This window comes from Pseudomonas reinekei, from assembly GCF_001945365.1.
GTDB lineage: Bacteria > Pseudomonadota > Gammaproteobacteria > Pseudomonadales > Pseudomonadaceae > Aquipseudomonas > Aquipseudomonas reinekei.
This window is the reverse complement of the sequence record NZ_MSTQ01000010.1, coordinates 27,000-43,766: the sequence shown is the minus strand read 5'-3', so window position 1 is coordinate 43,766 and position 16,767 is coordinate 27,000. Positions and strand designations below refer to the sequence as shown.

Annotated in this window: 18 protein-coding genes; 6 read left to right on the top strand and 12 right to left on the bottom strand. The window is 59.7% G+C overall.

The window, feature by feature from the left end; all coding sequences use genetic code 11:
- Window positions 1-133: 133 nt before the first annotated feature.
- Window positions 134-1,051 (top strand): sulfate adenylyltransferase subunit CysD, encoded by a 918-nt coding sequence (gene cysD, locus BVK86_RS17465; RefSeq protein ID WP_007912374.1) that lies wholly within the window; start codon window positions 134-136, stop codon window positions 1,049-1,051.
- A 9-nt stretch (window positions 1,052-1,060) separates the two neighbouring features.
- The gene (gene cysN, locus BVK86_RS17460) at window positions 1,061-2,959 is read left to right on the top strand and encodes a sulfate adenylyltransferase subunit CysN (RefSeq protein WP_075947603.1); all 1,899 of its coding nucleotides are present in this window, start codon (window positions 1,061-1,063) and stop codon (window positions 2,957-2,959) included.
- 171 nt (window positions 2,960-3,130) lie between these two features.
- Here the strand turns inward: cysN and BVK86_RS17455 are convergent, their stop codons facing one another.
- The 3 genes from BVK86_RS17455 to BVK86_RS17445 are packed head-to-tail and all read right to left on the bottom strand — an operon-like array spanning window position 3,131 to window position 6,523.
- Complete coding sequence (locus tag BVK86_RS17455) at window positions 3,131-4,036, bottom strand: acyltransferase (RefSeq protein WP_075947602.1); 906 nt, start codon at window positions 4,034-4,036, stop codon at window positions 3,131-3,133.
- Entirely contained in the window at window positions 4,037-6,136 is a 2,100-nt protein-coding gene (gene pta, locus BVK86_RS17450) for a phosphate acetyltransferase (protein ID WP_075947601.1), read from the bottom strand. It abuts the gene before it with no gap.
- Between the two features lie 60 nt (window positions 6,137-6,196).
- Complete coding sequence (locus BVK86_RS17445) at window positions 6,197-6,523, bottom strand: DUF3565 domain-containing protein (RefSeq protein WP_075947726.1); 327 nt, start codon at window positions 6,521-6,523, stop codon at window positions 6,197-6,199.
- On the opposite strand from BVK86_RS17445, the gene BVK86_RS17440 reads away from it, so the two are divergent.
- The 3 genes from BVK86_RS17440 (at window position 6,492) to BVK86_RS17430 (ending at window position 8,829) form a co-directional block, all read left to right on the top strand.
- Window positions 6,492-6,977 carry an FKBP-type peptidyl-prolyl cis-trans isomerase gene (locus tag BVK86_RS17440; protein WP_010463269.1) on the top strand — a complete coding sequence of 162 codons (486 nt, stop codon included), beginning with the start codon at window positions 6,492-6,494 and terminating at the stop codon, window positions 6,975-6,977. The genes BVK86_RS17445 and BVK86_RS17440 overlap by 32 nt on opposite strands.
- A gap of 122 nt (window positions 6,978-7,099) precedes the next feature.
- Window positions 7,100-7,582 carry a glutathione peroxidase gene (locus BVK86_RS17435; RefSeq protein ID WP_075947600.1) on the top strand — a complete coding sequence of 161 codons (483 nt, stop codon included), beginning with the start codon at window positions 7,100-7,102 and terminating at the stop codon, window positions 7,580-7,582.
- Window positions 7,583-7,725: 143 nt separating this feature from the next.
- Window positions 7,726-8,829, top strand: a complete 1,104-nt coding sequence (locus tag BVK86_RS17430; RefSeq protein WP_075947599.1) for an NADH:flavin oxidoreductase — start codon at window positions 7,726-7,728, stop codon at window positions 8,827-8,829.
- A 133-nt stretch (window positions 8,830-8,962) separates the two neighbouring features.
- Here BVK86_RS17430 and BVK86_RS17425 read toward each other — a convergent pair whose 3' ends face one another.
- On the bottom strand, window positions 8,963-10,162 hold the full coding sequence (locus tag BVK86_RS17425; RefSeq protein ID WP_075947598.1) for a glycosyltransferase family 4 protein: 1,200 nt from the start codon (window positions 10,160-10,162) through the stop codon (window positions 8,963-8,965).
- Between the two features lie 40 nt (window positions 10,163-10,202).
- Complete coding sequence (gene cysZ / locus BVK86_RS17420; protein WP_075947597.1) at window positions 10,203-10,955, bottom strand: sulfate transporter CysZ; 753 nt, start codon at window positions 10,953-10,955, stop codon at window positions 10,203-10,205.
- 315 nt (window positions 10,956-11,270) lie between these two features.
- Between cysZ and trxB the strand changes: the two genes are divergently transcribed.
- A complete protein-coding gene (gene trxB / locus BVK86_RS17410; protein WP_075947595.1) occupies window positions 11,271-12,227 on the top strand; it encodes a thioredoxin-disulfide reductase in 957 nt (318 codons plus the stop codon).
- An 87-nt stretch (window positions 12,228-12,314) separates the two neighbouring features.
- Here trxB and BVK86_RS17405 read toward each other — a convergent pair whose 3' ends face one another.
- From BVK86_RS17405 to BVK86_RS17375, 7 genes are all read right to left on the bottom strand, one after another.
- Complete coding sequence (locus BVK86_RS17405; protein ID WP_075947594.1) at window positions 12,315-13,565, bottom strand: 2-aminoadipate transaminase; 1,251 nt, start codon at window positions 13,563-13,565, stop codon at window positions 12,315-12,317.
- A gap of 167 nt (window positions 13,566-13,732) precedes the next feature.
- Window positions 13,733-14,071, bottom strand: coding sequence for a HopJ type III effector protein (locus tag BVK86_RS17400; RefSeq protein ID WP_075947593.1), 339 nt, complete (start codon window positions 14,069-14,071; stop codon window positions 13,733-13,735).
- The gene (locus BVK86_RS17395; protein WP_075947592.1) at window positions 14,064-14,360 is read right to left on the bottom strand and encodes a DUF1244 domain-containing protein; all 297 of its coding nucleotides are present in this window, start codon (window positions 14,358-14,360) and stop codon (window positions 14,064-14,066) included. The genes BVK86_RS17400 and BVK86_RS17395 overlap by 8 nt, the downstream gene beginning before the upstream one ends.
- 96 nt (window positions 14,361-14,456) lie before the next feature.
- Entirely contained in the window at window positions 14,457-14,828 is a 372-nt protein-coding gene (gene folX / locus BVK86_RS17390; RefSeq protein WP_007970304.1) for a dihydroneopterin triphosphate 2'-epimerase, read from the bottom strand.
- Window positions 14,829-14,830: 2 nt separating this feature from the next.
- The gene (folE, locus tag BVK86_RS17385; protein WP_075947591.1) at window positions 14,831-15,391 is read right to left on the bottom strand and encodes a GTP cyclohydrolase I FolE; all 561 of its coding nucleotides are present in this window, start codon (window positions 15,389-15,391) and stop codon (window positions 14,831-14,833) included.
- A gap of 20 nt (window positions 15,392-15,411) precedes the next feature.
- Entirely contained in the window at window positions 15,412-16,122 is a 711-nt protein-coding gene (gene folM / locus BVK86_RS17380) for a dihydromonapterin reductase (RefSeq protein WP_075947590.1), read from the bottom strand.
- A 65-nt stretch (window positions 16,123-16,187) separates the two neighbouring features.
- Window positions 16,188-16,757 (bottom strand): putative antibiotic biosynthesis monooxygenase, encoded by a 570-nt coding sequence (locus BVK86_RS17375; protein ID WP_075947589.1) that lies wholly within the window; start codon window positions 16,755-16,757, stop codon window positions 16,188-16,190.
- Between the last annotated feature and the right edge of the window lie 10 nt (window positions 16,758-16,767).

The following is a 16,767-nucleotide window of genomic DNA, read 5'->3' as shown; positions in this document are numbered from 1 at the left end:
GCCCAAACGAGGAGGCATATTCATATACCCTTTCGATCTAGTTGGCGTCCTGATTAGAAGAGGTCGCTGTGCTAGGATTCCTCGCTCGAACACGGCCCGCTGGCCGTTCATAAGAAAGATTTCGTGAGTAGCCATGGTCGACAAACTGACGCATCTGAAACAGCTGGAGGCGGAAAGCATCCACATCATCCGCGAGGTGGCCGCCGAGTTCGATAACCCGGTGATGCTGTACTCCATCGGTAAAGACTCCGCCGTGATGCTGCACCTGGCACGCAAGGCGTTCTTCCCGGGCAAACTGCCGTTTCCGGTGATGCACGTCGACACCCGCTGGAAATTCCAGGAAATGTACAAGTTCCGCGACAAGATGGTCGAAGAACTGGGCCTGGACTTGATCACCCACATCAACCCCGATGGCGTGGCGCAGAACATCAACCCGTTCACCCACGGCAGCGCCAAGCACACCGACATCATGAAGACCGAGGGCCTGAAGCAGGCGCTCGACAAGCATGGTTTCGACGCGGCATTCGGCGGTGCCCGTCGCGATGAAGAGAAATCCCGCGCCAAAGAGCGCGTGTACTCGTTCCGCGACAGCAAGCACCGCTGGGACCCGAAAAATCAGCGCCCGGAGCTGTGGAACGTCTACAACGGCAAGGTCAACAAGGGCGAATCCATTCGTGTGTTCCCGTTGTCGAACTGGACCGAACTGGACATCTGGCAGTACATCTACCTCGAAGGCATCCCGATCGTCCCGCTGTACTTCGCCGCCGAGCGTGAAGTCATCGAGAAGAACGGCACGCTGATCATGATCGACGACGAGCGCATCCTCGAGCACCTGAGCGATGAAGACAAAGCCCGCATCGTCAAAAAGAAAGTGCGTTTCCGTACCCTTGGTTGCTACCCGTTGACGGGCGCGGTGGAGTCCGAGGCCGAAAGCCTCACGGACATCATTCAGGAAATGCTCCTGACGCGAACTTCCGAACGCCAGGGCCGTGTCATCGACCACGATGGCGCCGGCTCCATGGAAGACAAAAAACGTCAGGGTTATTTCTAAGGGGTTGTCATGTCGCACGCATCTGATTTGATCAGCGAGGACATCCTCGCGTACCTGGGCCAGCACGAACGTAAAGAACTGCTGCGCTTTTTAACCTGCGGTAACGTCGACGACGGCAAGAGCACCCTGATCGGGCGCCTGCTGCACGACTCCAAGATGATCTACGAAGATCACCTGGAAGCCATTACCCGCGACTCGAAAAAAGTCGGCACCACCGGCGAAGACATCGACCTGGCATTGCTGGTCGACGGCCTGCAGGCCGAGCGTGAGCAAGGCATCACCATCGATGTCGCTTACCGCTATTTTTCCACCGCCAAGCGCAAGTTCATCATCGCCGACACGCCCGGCCATGAGCAGTACACCCGCAACATGGCCACCGGTGCGTCCACCTGTGACCTGGCGATCATCCTGGTCGACGCCCGTTACGGCGTGCAGACCCAGACTCGTCGCCACAGCTTCATCGCCTCGTTGCTGGGCATCAAGCACATAGTCGTCGCCATCAACAAGATGGACCTCAAGGACTTCGACCAAGGCGTGTTCGAGTCGATCAAGGCCGACTACCTGAAGTTCGCCGAAGGCTTGAAGATGCAGCCGACGAGCATGCACTTCGTGCCGATGTCTGCGCTCAAAGGCGACAACGTGGTGAACAAGTCCGAGCGTTCGCCTTGGTACACCGGCCAGTCGCTGATGGAAATTCTCGAGACCGTGGAAGTGGCGGGCGATCGCAACTTCACCGATCTGCGTTTCCCGGTGCAGTACGTCAACCGTCCTAACCTTAACTTCCGTGGTTTCGCCGGCACTTTGGCCAGCGGCATCGTCAAGAAAGGCGACGAGGTTGTGGTGCTGCCGTCGGGCAAGAGCAGCCGCGTGAAATCCATCGTCACCTTCGAAGGTGAGCTGGAGCACGCCGGTCCTGGTCAAGCGGTAACGCTGACCATGGAAGACGAGATCGACATTTCCCGTGGCGACCTGTTGGTGCATGCCGACAACGTGCCGCCGGTCACCGACAGCTTCGAAGCGATGCTGGTGTGGATGGCTGAAGAACCGATGCTGCCGGGCAAGAAGTACGACATCAAGCGCGCCACCAGTTACGTGCCGGGCTCCATCGCCAGCATCGTCAACAAGGTCGACGTGAACACGCTTGAAGAAGGCCCGGCCAGCGCGTTGCAGCTGAACGAAATCGGCAAGGTCAAGATCGCGCTCGACGCGCCGATTGCCCTCGACGGTTACGAAAGCAACCGCACCACCGGCGCGTTCATCATCATCGACCGCTTGACCAACGGCACTGTTGGCGCGGGCATGATTGTGGCCCAGCCTTTGGCCCATGGCACCAGTACCCACCACGGCAAACTGGCCCACGTTGCCACCGAAGAACGCGCCCAGCGCTTCGGCCAGCAACCGGCCACCGTGTTGTTCAGCGGCTTGTCGGGCGCGGGCAAAAGCACACTGGCCTACGCCGTTGAGCGCAAGTTGTTCGACCTGGGTCGTGCCGTGTTTGTACTGGATGGCCAGAACCTGCGTCACGACCTGAACAAAGGTCTGCCACAGGATCGCGCCGGACGTACCGAGAACTGGCGTCGTGCCGCGCACGTGGCGCGTCAGTTCAACGAAGCGGGTCTGCTGACGCTGGCGGCATTCGTTGCGCCGAGTGCTGAAGGGCGTGAACAGGCCAAGGACCTGATCGGCAAGGAACGTTTGCTGACTGTCTACGTCCAGGCTTCGCCAGCGGTCTGTGCCGAACGCGATCCACAAGGTCTCTACGCGGCGGCCGGCGATAACATCCCGGGCGAATCCTTCCCGTACGACGTGCCGCTGGATGCCGATCTGGTGATCGACACCCAGGCTGTGTCGCTGGAAGAAGGCGTCAAGCAAGTGCTGGATCTGCTGCGCAAGCGTGGCGCGATCTAAGCCTTGGCCTGAAATAAAAAACCCGCCGATGAGTGATCACCGGCGGGTTTTTTATTTCAGATCGAATCGATCAAAAGGTGGGAGCGAGCCTGCTCGCGAAGACGGTGTGTCATTCAACATTGATGGGGGCTGATCCGCCGCATTCGCGAGCAGGCTCGCTCCCACAGGGGATCAATGTTTGCCTGGATACTCGCGATGCATCTGCCCCAACAACGCATCCTTGTCTTCCCATAACTGATTGATCCAGCCCTGGAACTGCAAGCGGTACTCACCATCCTGGTCGTAGTTCTTGCCAATGAACTGCGGCGGTATCTTCAGTTCTTCAAAGTGCACCACTACGTCCGCAACGTTGCCGCACAGCAAGTCCCAAAAACCCGGACGTCCGGCCGGGTAGTGGATGGTCACGTTGACGATGGATTCCAGTTGCTCACCCATGGCATCCAGCACGAACGCAATGCCACCGGCCTTGGGTTTGAGCAGGTACTTGAACGGCGATTGCTGTTGGGCATGCTTGCCTTCAGTAAAGCGCGTGCCCTCGACAAAATTGAAGATCCCCACCGGATTATCGCGAAACTTCGCGCAGGTCTTGCGGGTGGTTTCCAGGTCTTTGCCTTTCTTCTCCGGGTGCTTTTCCAGATAGGCCTTGGAATAACGTTTCATGAATGGAAAGCCCAGTGCCCACCACGCCAGACCAATCACCGGCACCCAGATCAGTTCCTGTTTGAGGAAAAACTTCAGCGGCTGGATGCGCCGGTTGAGCACGTATTGCAGCACCAGAATGTCGACCCAGCTTTGGTGGTTGCTGGTGATCAGGTATGAATGCTGATAGTCGAGGCCTTGCAGGCCGCTGATGTGCCAGCGAGTGCGGCGTACGAGGTTCATCCAGCCTTTGTTGAGGCTGATCCAGGCTTCGTGGGTGTGGCTCATCAACCAGCCTGAGATGCGCTGGGTGAGGGCAAACGGCAAGGCTTTGATGAGTGCCACACAGAACAGAAACGAGCAGAGCAAAATCGTGTTCATTGCCAATAGCAGGGAGGCGATCACACCCCTCAGCGGAGCAGGTAGGAAATCCAGCATTTAAACATCCATAGGTCGGTTGGCTGCCTGGATCGCGGTCAGCGCGATGGTGTAGACGATGTCATCGACTTGCGCACCACGGGGCAGGTCGTTCACCGGTTTGCGCAGGCCCTGGAGCATCGGCCCGAGGCTGACGCAGTCGGCGCTGCGTTGCACGGCTTTGTGGGTGGTGTTGCCGGTGTTCAGGTCGGGGAACACGAACACCGTGGCACGACCGGCCACCTGACTGTTCGGTGCCAGTTGCCGGGCCACGGTTTCGTTGGCGGCGGCGTCGTATTGCAATGGGCCGTCGATCAGCAATGAATGTTGCTGTTCATGGGCGAGCAGGGTGGCTTCGCGGACTTTCTCGACTTCTTCGCCGCTTGCCGATTCACCGCTGGAGTAGCTGATCATCGCCACGCGCGGCGTAATGCCGAATGCCGCAGCCGAATCCGCACTTTGCAGGGCGATCTCGGCCAGTTCGCTGGCGCTTGGGTGCGGGTTCATCACGCAGTCGCCGTAGACCAGCACTTCCTCCGGAAACAGCATGAAGAACACCGACGACACCAGGGTGCAGCCCGGTGCGGTCTTGATCAATTGCAGGGCCGGGCGGATGGTGTTGGCGGTGGAGTGAATGACACCTGACACCAGGCCATCGACCTCATCCAGCGCCAGCATCATGGTGCCGATCACCACCGTGTCTTCCAGTTGCTGCTCGGCCATCGGCGCGTTGAGGCTTTTACTCTTGCGTAGCGAAACCATTGGCTCAATGTAGCGTTCGCGAATCAGGTCCGGATCAAGAATTTCCAGCCCCGGCGGCAACTCGATTCCCTGGGCACGGGCGACGGCCTGCACGTCTTCGGGCTTGGCCAGCAACACGCAACGGGCGATGCCTCGGGCCTGGCAGATCGCGGCCGCTTGCACGGTCAACGGCTCGCTGCCTTCGGGCAACACGATGCGTTTGTTGGCGTTCTGCGCACGCTGGATCAGCTGATAACGGAACACGGCCGGCGACAAGCGCATTTCCCTGGGCGTGCCGCAGCGCTGGTGCAGCCATTTGGCATCCAGGTGGCTGGCAACGAAATCGGTGATGATTTCGGCACGCTCGCGGTCGTCGATCGGGATTTCCTTGTTCAGCCCATTCAACTGGTTGGCGGTGTCGTAGGATCCGGTGCTCACCGACAACACCGGCAAGCCCGCCTGCAACGCGCCCCGGCACAAATCCATGATGCGCGGGTCGGGCAGGGTGTCGCTGGTCAGCAGCAGGCCGGCCAACGGCACGCCGTTCATGGCCGCCAGGCTGACGGCGAGGATGATGTCGTCGCGATCACCCGGGGTCACTACCAGCACGCCGGGCTTGAGCAACTCCACGGTGTTGCGCATGGTGCGGGCGCAGATGATGATTTTGGTCATGCGCCGGGTTTCGTAGTCACCGGCGTTGAGCACTTGGGCGCCCATCAGATCGGCCACGTCGCGGGTGCGCGGCGCGTTCAGTTCCGGTTGGAACGGGATGCAACCCAGCAAGCGGAAATCACCGCTACGCAACAGCGGCGAATGTTCCTTCAGCCGCGTGGCGAACGCCTCCATGCTCTCATCGGTTTTGACCTTGTTGAGGATCACCCCAAGGACTTTCGGATCCTTCGGGCCACCGAACAATTGCGCCTGCAACTCCACGCGACCGGAGAGTTCGGTCAGCACTTCGTTTTCCGGTGCCGAGACCAGGATCACCTCGGCGTCGAGGCTCTTGGCCAGGTGCAGGTTGACCCGCGCGGCGTAACTGGCGCTGCGGGTCGGGACCATGCCTTCGACGATCAGCACATCTTTGCCGATGGCAGCCTGCTGATAAAGGGTGATGATTTCTTCGAGCAGCTCATCGAGCTGACCATCGCCGAGCATGCGCTCGACATGGGCCAGGCCCAAAGGTTGAGGCGGCTTCAAACCGTGGGTGCGGGCCACCAGTTCGGTGGAGCGTTCAGGTCCCGTGTCACCTGGATGCGGCTGGGCGATCGGTTTGAAAAAACCGACCTTGAGGCCGGCGCGCTCGAGGGTACGCACCAGCCCGAGGCTGATGGAGGTCAGACCCACACCAAAATCGGTGGGCGCGATAAAAAAAGTTTGCATGCGGATTCTCTGAAGGAGCATGGCAAGGGTGATGGCCTATGACTGGCCGTCTACCGAAATTCAGTCACCAAGGTTATCGCTAACCGAGCCTTGTGCGCACCAACCGCAAGCAAAGGGCTGGCCTATTTTTTCAAGGCGTTGCACCGGGTCCATGACCCAGGCCCGTGATTGCCACGGCGGCTGGTGGCGCAGGTGCTGGGTGTGGCCGCAGGAAAGCTCGACCACCCAGTGACCGTCCTCATCCTGATGAAATCCGATGATCGTCGAATCCCGTCTGTCCGGGTTGTGTTCGCTTTCGGACGATTGCTTCGCTAAACTGGGTCTTTCAATATTCTTATGCAAAAGGTCTCGCCCCATGCTGATCGCCGCCAATAAGGCTGTCTCCATCGACTATACCCTGACCAACGACGCTGGTGAGGTCATCGACAGCTCCGCCGGCGGCGCGCCGCTGGTCTACCTGCAAGGCGCAGGCAACATCATCCCGGGCCTGGAAAAGGCTCTGGAAGGCAAAGCAGTCGGCGACGAGCTGACCGTAGCTGTCGAACCAGAAGATGCCTACGGCGAATACGCTGCAGAACTGGTCAGCACCCTGAGCCGCAGCATGTTCGAAGGTGTTGATGAGCTGGAAGTCGGCATGCAGTTCCACGCCTCCGCTCCGGACGGCCAGATGCAGATCGTGACCATCCGCGATCTGGATGGCGACGATGTAACCGTCGACGGCAACCACCCGTTGGCCGGTCAACGCCTGAATTTCCAGGTCAAGATCATCGCCATCCGTGATGCCAGCCAGGAAGAAGTCGCACATGGTCACGTCCATGGCGAAGGTGGCCATCACCACTGATTTCTGCGCTAAGCTCAGATAACTGGAGAGGCGCCCTGTGGGCGCCTTTTTAGTCTGCGGCTGTCCCGTGTGGCACCGCAAAGCGGCTGTTTCGAGAAGAACACTGGAATCTGGAGTACGTCATGAGTGCTTTTCACGACCTTAATTTGACAGCCCTGGATGGTCAGGCGCTACCTCTGGCACCGTTCAAGGGGCATGTCGTGCTGGTGGTCAACGTTGCCTCCAAATGTGGCCTTACCCCTCAGTACGCCGCGCTGGAAAACCTCTACCAGCAATACAAGGCCAAAGGCTTCAGCGTGCTAGGTCTGCCATGCAACCAGTTTGCCGGGCAGGAGCCGGGCACCGAGCATGAGATCCAGGAGTTTTGCAGCCTCAACTACGGCGTGACCTTTCCGTTGTCCAGCAAGCTGGAAGTCAACGGTCATGAGCGCCATCAGCTGTACAAACTGCTGGCGGGCGAGGGTGCGGAGTTTCCGGGGGACATCACCTGGAACTTCGAAAAGTTTCTGTTGGGCAAAGACGGGCGCGTATTGGCGCGGTTCTCGCCACGTACGCCGCCGGATGACCCGAGCGTCATTCAGGCGATTGAAAAAGCCTTGAGCTGAAACCTTCCCTGTAGGGGCGAGCAACTCGCTCCTACAGTGTTCCCACCTTCTGACCCTCAATCACTCTGATCAATAATGCTGTTCAAAGCCTTGGGCTCTCCATATTATCGCCGTCATAAAGTTATTCCTCCGTGGAGCGTCCCATGCCCGTAAAAGCACTGTTCAAACCGTTCCACCTCGGCACCCTCGAACTGCCGACCCGCGTCGTCATGGCGCCGATGACCCGCTCGTTTTCGCCGGGTGGCGTGCCTAATTCCAAAGTGATCGAGTACTACCGTCGTCGCGCTGCCGCGGGCGTTGGCCTGATCATCACCGAAGGCACCACTGTCGGTCACAAGGCTTCCAACGGCTACCCGAACGTACCGCATTTCTACGGTGAGGCCGCGCTTGCCGGCTGGAAGAAAGTGGTCGACGCCGTACACGCCGAAGGCGGCAAGATCGTTCCGCAGCTGTGGCACGTGGGCAGCGTGCGTCGTATCGGCACTGAGCCGGACGCGAGCGTTCCGGGCTACGGTCCGTCGGAAAAAATCAAGGACGGCCAGGTCGTGGTTCACGGCATGACCCAACAAGACATTCAAGACGTGATTGCCGCCTTTGCCCAGGCTGCGAAGGATGCCCGGAGCATCGGCATGGACGGCGTGGAAATCCACGGCGCCCACGGTTATCTGGTCGACCAGTTCTTCTGGGAAGGCAGCAACCAGCGTACCGACGAATACGGCGGCAGCCTGGCCAACCGTTCGCGTTTTGCCATTGAGTTGATCCAGGCTGTGCGAGCCGCGGTCGGCGAAGGCTTCCCGATCATTTTCCGCTTCTCGCAGTGGAAACAGCAGGACTACACCGCGCGTCTGGTGCAAACCCCGGAAGCCTTGGGCGAGTTCCTCAAGCCGCTGTCTGACGCTGGCGTGGATATTTTCCACTGTTCGACCCGACGTTTCTGGGAGCCGGAGTTCGACGGTTCCGAACTGAACCTGGCAGGTTGGACCCGCAAACTCACTGGCAAGCCGACCATCACCGTGGGCAGCGTTGGTCTGGATGGCGAGTTCCTGCAGTTCATGGTCAACACCGACAAGGTCGCGCAACCGGCCAGTCTGGAAAAACTGCTGGAGCGTTTGAACAACGATGAGTTCGATCTGGTGGCGGTCGGACGGGCGTTGCTGGTTGACCCGGACTGGGCGCAGAAAGTACGTGACGGTCGCGAGGAAGACATCCTGCCGTTCAGCCGTGAGGCGTTGATGACGCTGGTTTAAGCGGCGTTTGGAGTGGCCCCCTCGCGGGCAAGCCCGTTCCCACAGGATTTTTTGCAGATCACATGATTTGTAAACGCTCCGAGCACTGTGGGCGTTGGCTTGCCAGCGATGGCGATCTCAAAACACAAAAGACTCAAGGCACGGTCGGTGCATTCGGCACCGCCATTTCCCCGACACAAGCGCCCCGCAACTGTCCCTCGAACTGTTCGATAATCGCTGCCCAGCCCTGCCGACTGGCATGCTGGCGCGCATTGAGCCGCACGCAACGCAAGGTTTCATTTTCTTCGAGCATCCACACCGCCGCATCGCAGAATGCCTCTTCGTCCCCGGGCATCGCGAGCACACCGTTGTAGCCATGGCGAATGTGTTGCGCCGCCGCAGCCTGATCGTAAGCCACCACGCCGAGCCCGGAAGCCAATGCCTCCAGCACCACGTTGCCGAAGGTTTCCGTCAGGCTCGGGAACAGAAACACATCCCCAGACGCATAGTGAGCCGCCAGCGCTTCGCCGCGTTGTGAGCCACAAAAGATCGCCTCGGGCAGTTCTTTTTCCAGGTCCGCACGCTGCGGCCCGTCGCCAATCACGATCAACTTGAGATGACGCTGTGGATAAGTGCTTTTCAGGGTGTCGAAACAGCGCTTGAGCAAGCCCAGATTTTTCTCCGGTGCCAAGCGTCCTACATGGATGACGGCGATGTCGTTCTCACCCAGTCCCCATTGCTCGCGCAGCGCGTTCAAGCGTTTGGCCGGGTGGAACAGCTGGCTGTCGACGCCCCGGGACAACAATGCCAGGCGCTCGAAGTGACGACGTTCCAGCTCCAGGCGCTGGCTGACACTGGGCACCAGTGTCAGGTTCGAGCGGTTGTGGAACCAGCGCAGGTAGTGAGTCAGCAGGCGGGTCAGCAAGCCGAGGCCGTACTGGCTGGAGTACTGCTGGAAATTGGTATGGAAGCCGCTGACCACCGAAATGCCCAGGCGCCGTGCCGCGCGCAATGCAGACAGGCCCAACGGGCCTTCGGTGGCGATGTACAAGACATCCGGGCGATGACGCTTCCAGCGCCGCAGCAACTTGTGCATCGACGACTGGCCCCATTGCAAGCCAGGGTAACCGGGCAGCGGCCAGCCTCGACACAGCAGCAATTCATCGTCGCTACCGGTCTGCTGATCGCAGCCCTGACGGGGGCGAACCAGCTCCACCTGATGCCCGCGTGCGCGCAAACCGTCGCACAAGCGACCAAGGGTATTGGCCACGCCGTTGATTTCCGGAGGGAAGGTTTCGGTGATCAGGGTGATATGCAGAGCTGTCGTCATGACCCCAGTGTCTGCTGAGGCCATGTCGACGTTGTGACGGTCAGATGATGGATTTGTGAACGCGTCAGCGTTGCACCACGAGGTTCTCCGCGCCGCGCTCGCGTACCCAGAACAGCGTCGCCCCGGCCACGGCGGCCGGCATCATCAAAATGTTGACCACCGGGATCAGCAGCACCAGGTAAACACTGCCGCCAAAACCCATGCTCTGCCAGCGCTTCTCGCGTAGCCAGGCAAGCATTTCGTTCCAGCCCAGCTTGTGGTTATCGGCCGGGTAGTCGATGTACTGGATCGCCATCATCCACACCCCGAACAGCAGCCACAGCGGTGCAGCGATGATGTTCACCACCGGGATGAACGAGAGGATGAACAGCCCGATTGCCCGTGGCAGGAAGTAGCCGAGCTTGCGCATTTCGCGAGCCAGGGTACGCGGGATCATCGCGACCAGCTCACCCCAGCTGAAGGCCGGGAAATCATCGGTGCCGCGTACCACCACCTCGACTTTCTCGGCGAGAAAACCGTTGAACGGCGCGGCAATGATGTTGGCGAGCATGGTGAAGGTGAAGAACACCATCAACACCACCAGCACCACGAACAGCGGCCACAAGATGTAACTGAGGAAACTCAGCCACTCGGGCAGGGAAGGCATCAGCGTATCGACCCACAGGCTGAACTGATGGCCGGCCAGATAGATCAATCCGACGAACAGCACCAGGTTGATGGCCAGCGGCAGCAACACGAACAAACGCAAGCCGGGGCTGAGGACCAGTTTGAGGCCTTCACGCAGGTATTGCGGGCCGGAAAGAACGGGGGCGGGCATAACGTGCTCCGAGCAGAGGGTAAACGCGCCGACCTTACCGGCTTTGCCTGACAGGTGAAAGCACGGCAGCGGTATCGACATTCACTGTAACAAAGGCGCCCTGAAAAGCACGCTGACGGGATAGAGACCACCTATGAGCTGGATTGTTAAACCGTATTTCCTTAATCTTCGCCCCCTCGATACGCTGCACCCAATCTTTTTACAGGACGGTCGAGCTCAAGCCTTCCCCAAGTGCTTTCAATCGTCCTTTTTTATTCCCGCCGGCAAACCGGCGTTCCGCGCCAGGTGTTCCGGGCCGGTCAACAGGAGCAGGTCATGTCTGAAGTCCGTCATTCGCGTGTGATTATTCTTGGTTCCGGCCCTGCCGGTTACAGCGCTGCGGTCTATGCCGCCCGTGCCAACCTCAAGCCACTGCTGATCACCGGCATGCAGGCCGGCGGTCAATTGACCACCACCACCGAAGTCGACAACTGGCCTGGCGACGTCCACGGCCTGACCGGCCCGGCGCTGATGGAGCGGATGCGCGAGCACGCCGAGCGCTTTGAAACCGAGATCGTTTTCGATCACATCAATGCTGTGGACTTCGCTGCCAAGCCGTACACCCTGACTGGCGACAGCGCGACCTACACTTGCGATGCATTGATCATCGCCACCGGCGCCAGTGCTCGCTACCTGGGCCTGCCGTCCGAAGAAACCTTCATGGGCAAAGGCGTTTCGGCCTGCGCAACCTGCGACGGTTTCTTCTATCGCAACAAGCCGGTGGCTGTGGTCGGCGGTGGCAACACCGCCGTTGAAGAAGCCCTGTACCTGGCCAACATTGCCAGCAAGGTAACGTTGATCCACCGTCGCGAAACCTTCCGCGCCGAGAAGATTCTGATCGACAAGCTGAACGCCCGCGTTGCCGAAGGCAAGATCGAGCTGAAGCTGAATTCGACCCTGGACGAAGTCCTGGGCGACAACATGGGCGTGACCGGTGCTCGCCTGAAGAACAACGATGGCAGCTTCGACGAAGTGAAAGTCGACGGCGTGTTTATCGCCATCGGCCACACCCCGAACACTTCGCTGTTCGAAGGCCAGTTGACCCTGAAAGACGGTTACCTGGTTGTGCACGGCGGCCGCGACGGCAACGCCACCGCGACCAACCTGGAAGGTATCTTCGCCGCCGGTGACGTGGCTGACCACGTCTACCGTCAGGCCATCACCTCGGCCGGCGCCGGTTGCATGGCGGCACTGGATGCCGAGCGTTACCTCGACGGTCTGCAGAACGCTTGATTCTGTTTGCATCGAAATGAGAAAAACCGGCTTCGGCCGGTTTTTTTATGCTCCTGAATATTGCAGTGAACCTTGTGGGAATTGCATTCAGGCCAATTTTTTCAGGCACGCTTCAAGGATGTCCAGGCCTTCTTCCAGCACCACAGCCTCGGTGGTCAGCGGCGCCAGCAGCCGAATGATGTGTCGCGACTTGCCGCTAGGCATCAGCAGCAAGCCCGCATCCCGTGCCAGGGCCAGCAATTGCGTCAACTGTGCGGCGGCGGGCGTGCCGTCGGCATTTGCCAGCTCAATACCGCGCATCGCGCCGACACCGGTCAGGCGACCAAGATACGGCGACAGACTGTTCGAGCGCCACGTTTGGTAGCGACTGACAATGGCCTCTTCCTGCTGAGCGCCCCAGGCATGCAGGTTGGCATCAGTCATTTCATCCAGCGTCGCCAATGCCGCGGCGCAGGCAATGGGGTTACCCGAATAGGTACCGCCGAGCCCGCCCTTGGGCAAGTTGTCGAGCAGCGCCTTGCGCCCGACCACCGCACCCAACGGCACGCCGCCGGCGATGCTTTTGCCGAGCAGGATCAGGTCCGGCTCGATGCCCAGTCGCGAGAATGCAAAGCGCTGCCCGGTACGGCCGAAACCGGACTGGATTTCATCGGCGATCAGCACAATCCCTTTCTCGTCGCAGAAGCGGCGCAGCGCCTGGGCGAACGCCACGTCCATGGCCAGGAAGCCGGCTTCACCCTGCACGGGCTCGACGATGAAACAAGCCACGTCCTCGACGTCGATTTCGACACTGAACAGGCGCTCCATGGCTTTCAGGGCCTCGGCGCAGGTGACGCCGTTGTCCTGGCTGGGGAAGGGCAAGTGATACACCGGCCCGGGCAGCACGCCGACTTTCTGTTTGTAGGGCGCGACCTTGCCGTTGAGATTGAGGGTGGCCAGGGTGCGACCGTGGAAGGCGCCGTCAAAGGCAATCACCGCGCTGCGGCCGGTGGCGCCACGGACGATCTTCAGCGCGTTCTCAGCGGCTTCGGCGCCACTGTTGGTGAGCATGCCGCTGACCGGATAATCGACCGGGATAAAGGCGCTGAGGCGCTCCATCAAGTCGATGTAGGGCCCGTGAGGTGCGGCATTGAATGCGTAGTGGGTCAGGCGGGTAGCTTGTTCGCGAATGGCTTCGACGATGCGCGGATGGCAGTGGCCGAGGTTGAGCACGCCGATGCCACCGACAAAGTCGATGTAGCGTTTGCCGTCGGTGTCCCAGACCTCGGCGTTTTTGCCGTGGCTGAGGGTGACAGGGTGGACGATGTTGATCGACTGGCTAATGGATTCGCTGCGCATGGATGACCGACTCAGAAGAAGGGAGGCTTCTTTTATCTAAGCCGCGAGCAGCGGTACCGGGCAAACGAAATAAAGTGGCCGGATCAATCTTAAAAGTCAGGATGTTCCATAAGGCGGAAAACAGGGTGGCAAGGGAGCAAGCTCCCTCGACACAGGTTCATTGATGCTTAGCGGCGCGTCAGGGGCTGCTGGGTGAATTTCACGCCGGCCAGGCCATGGGCAATCAACGCGCGGATGTTGCCATGATCGCTGCCTTCCGGCGTCGCCACCACCGAGCGGTAATGCTCGCCGAATGCCAGCAGCGCTTCTTCATCGCTCAGGCCTTCCAGCAATGCCAGACCCAACGTCTTGCACGAACCTTCGTTCTGCCCGGCAGCATTTTCCACGCCGCCATTGTTGAAGGCCTGAGGCTGGTAGTCGTAACCGCCAGCGATAAACGCCAGGGTGTCGGCGAAAGCGTGTTCACCGCTCTTGAGGCTGGCGCGCAGGGTGTTCAAATTACTCATTGGGTTTTCCTTTGGCGAACGCCGCTTGCTGTTCGGCACTGGCTTCTTGCTGAAACTGGGCTTTCCACTCGGCATACGGCATGCCGTAAACCACTTCACGGGCGTCATCGAGGCTGACGTCGATCTGGCGTTCGTCGGCCGCGGCCTTGTACCACTTGGACAGGCAGTTGCGGCAGAAACCCGAGAGGTTCATCAGGTCGATGTTCTGCACATCCTTGCGGCTGTCCAGGTGGGCCACCAGCCGGCGAAAGGCCGCGGCTTCGAGTTCGAGGCGTTGTTGATCGTTCATGGCGGTCTCTGCGAGACAGCTTCAAGCGGCAAGCTTCAAGCTGCAAGTTGGGTTGCGGTGGCTGCCAGTTTACAGCCTGACGCTTGTGCCTTGTAGCTAGCGGCTCGCTGCAAGCGTAATCGACACCGACTCGGCGAATCGCAACGCGTGGGGTTTGTCGACTTCCACTTCGGCATACAGTACTGATGCGTTGGCCATGACCAGATCAAGAATTTCCTGGGTCAGGCGTTCGAGCAGGGCAAAGCGATTGCCCTCCACGTGGGCGATGATCGCTTTGGTGATGGTGCGGTAGTTCAGCGCGTGATCGATGTCGTTGTCACGCACCGCTTCCTGGGCCGCATAGAGGATGGTCAGGTTGATCAACACATCCTGCTTGTTGAGGATTTCATCTTCGTTGATGCCGATGAAAGTGCGCAAACACAGGTCCTTGACCCGGATGCGTGCCATGCCTGGTTGAAGTTGTGGCATTACTACTTGCTCCGTCCAATCAATTGCAGGAACTCCTGGCGGGTGTTGCTCGACTCGCGAAAGGCGCCGAGCATCACTGAGGTGTTCATGGTCGAATTCTGTTTCTCGACGCCGCGCATCATCATGCACATGTGCCGGGCTTCAATGACCACCGCGACGCCTGCCGCGCCGGTCACTGCTTGCACGGCGTCGGCAATTTGCCGGGTGAGGTTTTCCTGGATTTGCAGACGACGGGCGAACATGTCCACCAGCCGTGCAATCTTCGACAGGCCCAGCACTTTGCCCGTTGGAATATAAGCCACATGCGCCTTGCCGATGAAGGGCAACATGTGATGTTCGCACAGTGAATAGAGCTCGATGTTGTCGACGATCACCATTTCATCGTTGTCGGACGCAAACAATGCGCCGTTGACGATTTGCTCGACACTCTGTTCATAGCCATGACACAGGTACTGCATGGCTTTGGCCGCGCGCATCGGCGTGTCGCGCAAGCCTTCGCGGTCGGGGTTTTCACCGAGGCCGATGAGGATCTCTCGAAAATTCTGAGGCAGGGATAACGTCATTGAAGATCCTCGCGGGACACTTATTTGATGTGCCTTCCGCCATTGACGGTCAGGGTCGTGCCAGTGACATAAGGGTTGTCGAGCAAGTATCGCAGGCTCTGGTAGATCACTTCGCTGCCGGGTTCGATGCCCATCGCGGATTTGGCCAGTGCCTTGGCGCGGTAGGTCGCGTCGTCGTCAGGGTTGAACAGTAGCAGGGCGGGGGCAATCGCGTTGACCTTGATCTGCGGCGCGTACTTTGCGGCGAAGGACAGGTTCAGGCTCTCGAGCCCGGCTTTGCTGGCACAGTAGCCGATGTGCTTGCTGCTGCCCTTACGCGTCACGTCGTCGCTGATGTGCACGATGTCGGCGGGGCTCGAGCGCTCGAGCAAGTCAGCGCAATGCAAGTTGATCAGGTAGGGCGCCAGCATGTGCACGCTGAACATGCGGGTGAAGGCGGCTGCGTCGGTGTCCGGGGTTTCGGCCAGCCATTCGGAGGCGTTGTGGACAATTGCCCGCAGGCTGTCGGTATGGGTTTTCAGTTCGCTGATGAAGGCAAGGATTCCGGCCTCGCTGGCGAAGTCCGCGAACACCGCCGTCGCTCCCAGGTCGCGCAGGATCTGCACACCGGGGCGTTCAGTGCGGTAGCTGAAGATCACCCGATGACCGTCTTCGAGCAATCGCTGCGCACAATGCAGGCCGACACGCTGGCCGGCACCGGTAATGAGGATAGGGGCTGCGGAAGAGGTCATGAACGGCTCGCATCGCGGTGAGAGCAAAACTATACCAGTGACGAGCCGTGCGATGCCTGCGATCTTTAGCGGTTTTGCGGGGAGGGCTCGGCGGACAATCGTCGCGTCGGCGTGCTGTTGAGCCAGTTGGCCAACAGTCGGGTCGACAGCGGAATAAAGAAATAAACCATCAACGGCGTCAGGCACAGGGTGCTGACAATGACCCGAGGCAGCAGGCTCATTTCATTCAGCAGCGGCCCCAAGGCAAAGTTGAACAAAAGAGACACCGGAAAAAACGCCAGCCAGATCGCCACCGCCTGTTTCCAGCGAGGCGGACGTTGTCCTGTGGCGCCGAACCAGCCCTCGATGCCACTGACCCGGTGTTCTGTCGGGTGGGCGAACAAGTCGCTGCCACGTGCCAGCCAGGCGGTGCGCGATACCGAATGTTCCCAGGCGTGCAGGGTCTGTTCGTCGGCGAAGCGGAAAATAATCTGGAATTCGTCATCTTCAGGTGGCGGAGCGAGCACGCCGGAGCCGAGATAACCGGGGAAGTCGGTGGCCAGTTGTTCGCCTTCGTGCAGCCAGGTGATGAGGTCCTGATAACGCCCATTGGCAACGCGGCGCGCAACCATCAGTGTGACGGGGGAGGTAGACATTTTGTATCTC

What these genes read in the sequence shown, in the direction of transcription:
- cysD (WP_007912374.1), top strand. Translation starts at nt 134, where the DNA reads ATGGTCGACAAACTGACGCATCTGAAACAGCTGGAGGCGGAAAGCATC.
- cysN (WP_075947603.1), top strand. Translation starts at nt 1,061, where the DNA reads ATGTCGCACGCATCTGATTTGATCAGCGAGGACATCCTCGCGTACCTG.
- BVK86_RS17455 (WP_075947602.1), bottom strand. Translation starts at nt 4,036, where the DNA reads ATGCTGGATTTCCTACCTGCTCCGCTGAGGGGTGTGATCGCCTCCCTG.
- pta (WP_075947601.1), bottom strand. Translation starts at nt 6,136, where the DNA reads ATGCAAACTTTTTTTATCGCGCCCACCGATTTTGGTGTGGGTCTGACC.
- BVK86_RS17440 (WP_010463269.1), top strand. Translation starts at nt 6,492, where the DNA reads ATGCTGATCGCCGCCAATAAGGCTGTCTCCATCGACTATACCCTGACC.
- BVK86_RS17445 (WP_075947726.1), bottom strand. Translation starts at nt 6,523, where the DNA reads ATGGAGACAGCCTTATTGGCGGCGATCAGCATGGGGCGAGACCTTTTG.
- BVK86_RS17435 (WP_075947600.1), top strand. Translation starts at nt 7,100, where the DNA reads ATGAGTGCTTTTCACGACCTTAATTTGACAGCCCTGGATGGTCAGGCG.
- BVK86_RS17430 (WP_075947599.1), top strand. Translation starts at nt 7,726, where the DNA reads ATGCCCGTAAAAGCACTGTTCAAACCGTTCCACCTCGGCACCCTCGAA.
- BVK86_RS17425 (WP_075947598.1), bottom strand. Translation starts at nt 10,162, where the DNA reads ATGGCCTCAGCAGACACTGGGGTCATGACGACAGCTCTGCATATCACC.
- cysZ (WP_075947597.1), bottom strand. Translation starts at nt 10,955, where the DNA reads ATGCCCGCCCCCGTTCTTTCCGGCCCGCAATACCTGCGTGAAGGCCTC.
- trxB (WP_075947595.1), top strand. Translation starts at nt 11,271, where the DNA reads ATGTCTGAAGTCCGTCATTCGCGTGTGATTATTCTTGGTTCCGGCCCT.
- BVK86_RS17405 (WP_075947594.1), bottom strand. Translation starts at nt 13,565, where the DNA reads ATGCGCAGCGAATCCATTAGCCAGTCGATCAACATCGTCCACCCTGTC.
- BVK86_RS17400 (WP_075947593.1), bottom strand. Translation starts at nt 14,071, where the DNA reads ATGAGTAATTTGAACACCCTGCGCGCCAGCCTCAAGAGCGGTGAACAC.
- BVK86_RS17395 (WP_075947592.1), bottom strand. Translation starts at nt 14,360, where the DNA reads ATGAACGATCAACAACGCCTCGAACTCGAAGCCGCGGCCTTTCGCCGG.
- folX (WP_007970304.1), bottom strand. Translation starts at nt 14,828, where the DNA reads ATGCCACAACTTCAACCAGGCATGGCACGCATCCGGGTCAAGGACCTG.
- folE (WP_075947591.1), bottom strand. Translation starts at nt 15,391, where the DNA reads ATGACGTTATCCCTGCCTCAGAATTTTCGAGAGATCCTCATCGGCCTC.
- folM (WP_075947590.1), bottom strand. Translation starts at nt 16,122, where the DNA reads ATGACCTCTTCCGCAGCCCCTATCCTCATTACCGGTGCCGGCCAGCGT.
- BVK86_RS17375 (WP_075947589.1), bottom strand. Translation starts at nt 16,757, where the DNA reads ATGTCTACCTCCCCCGTCACACTGATGGTTGCGCGCCGCGTTGCCAAT.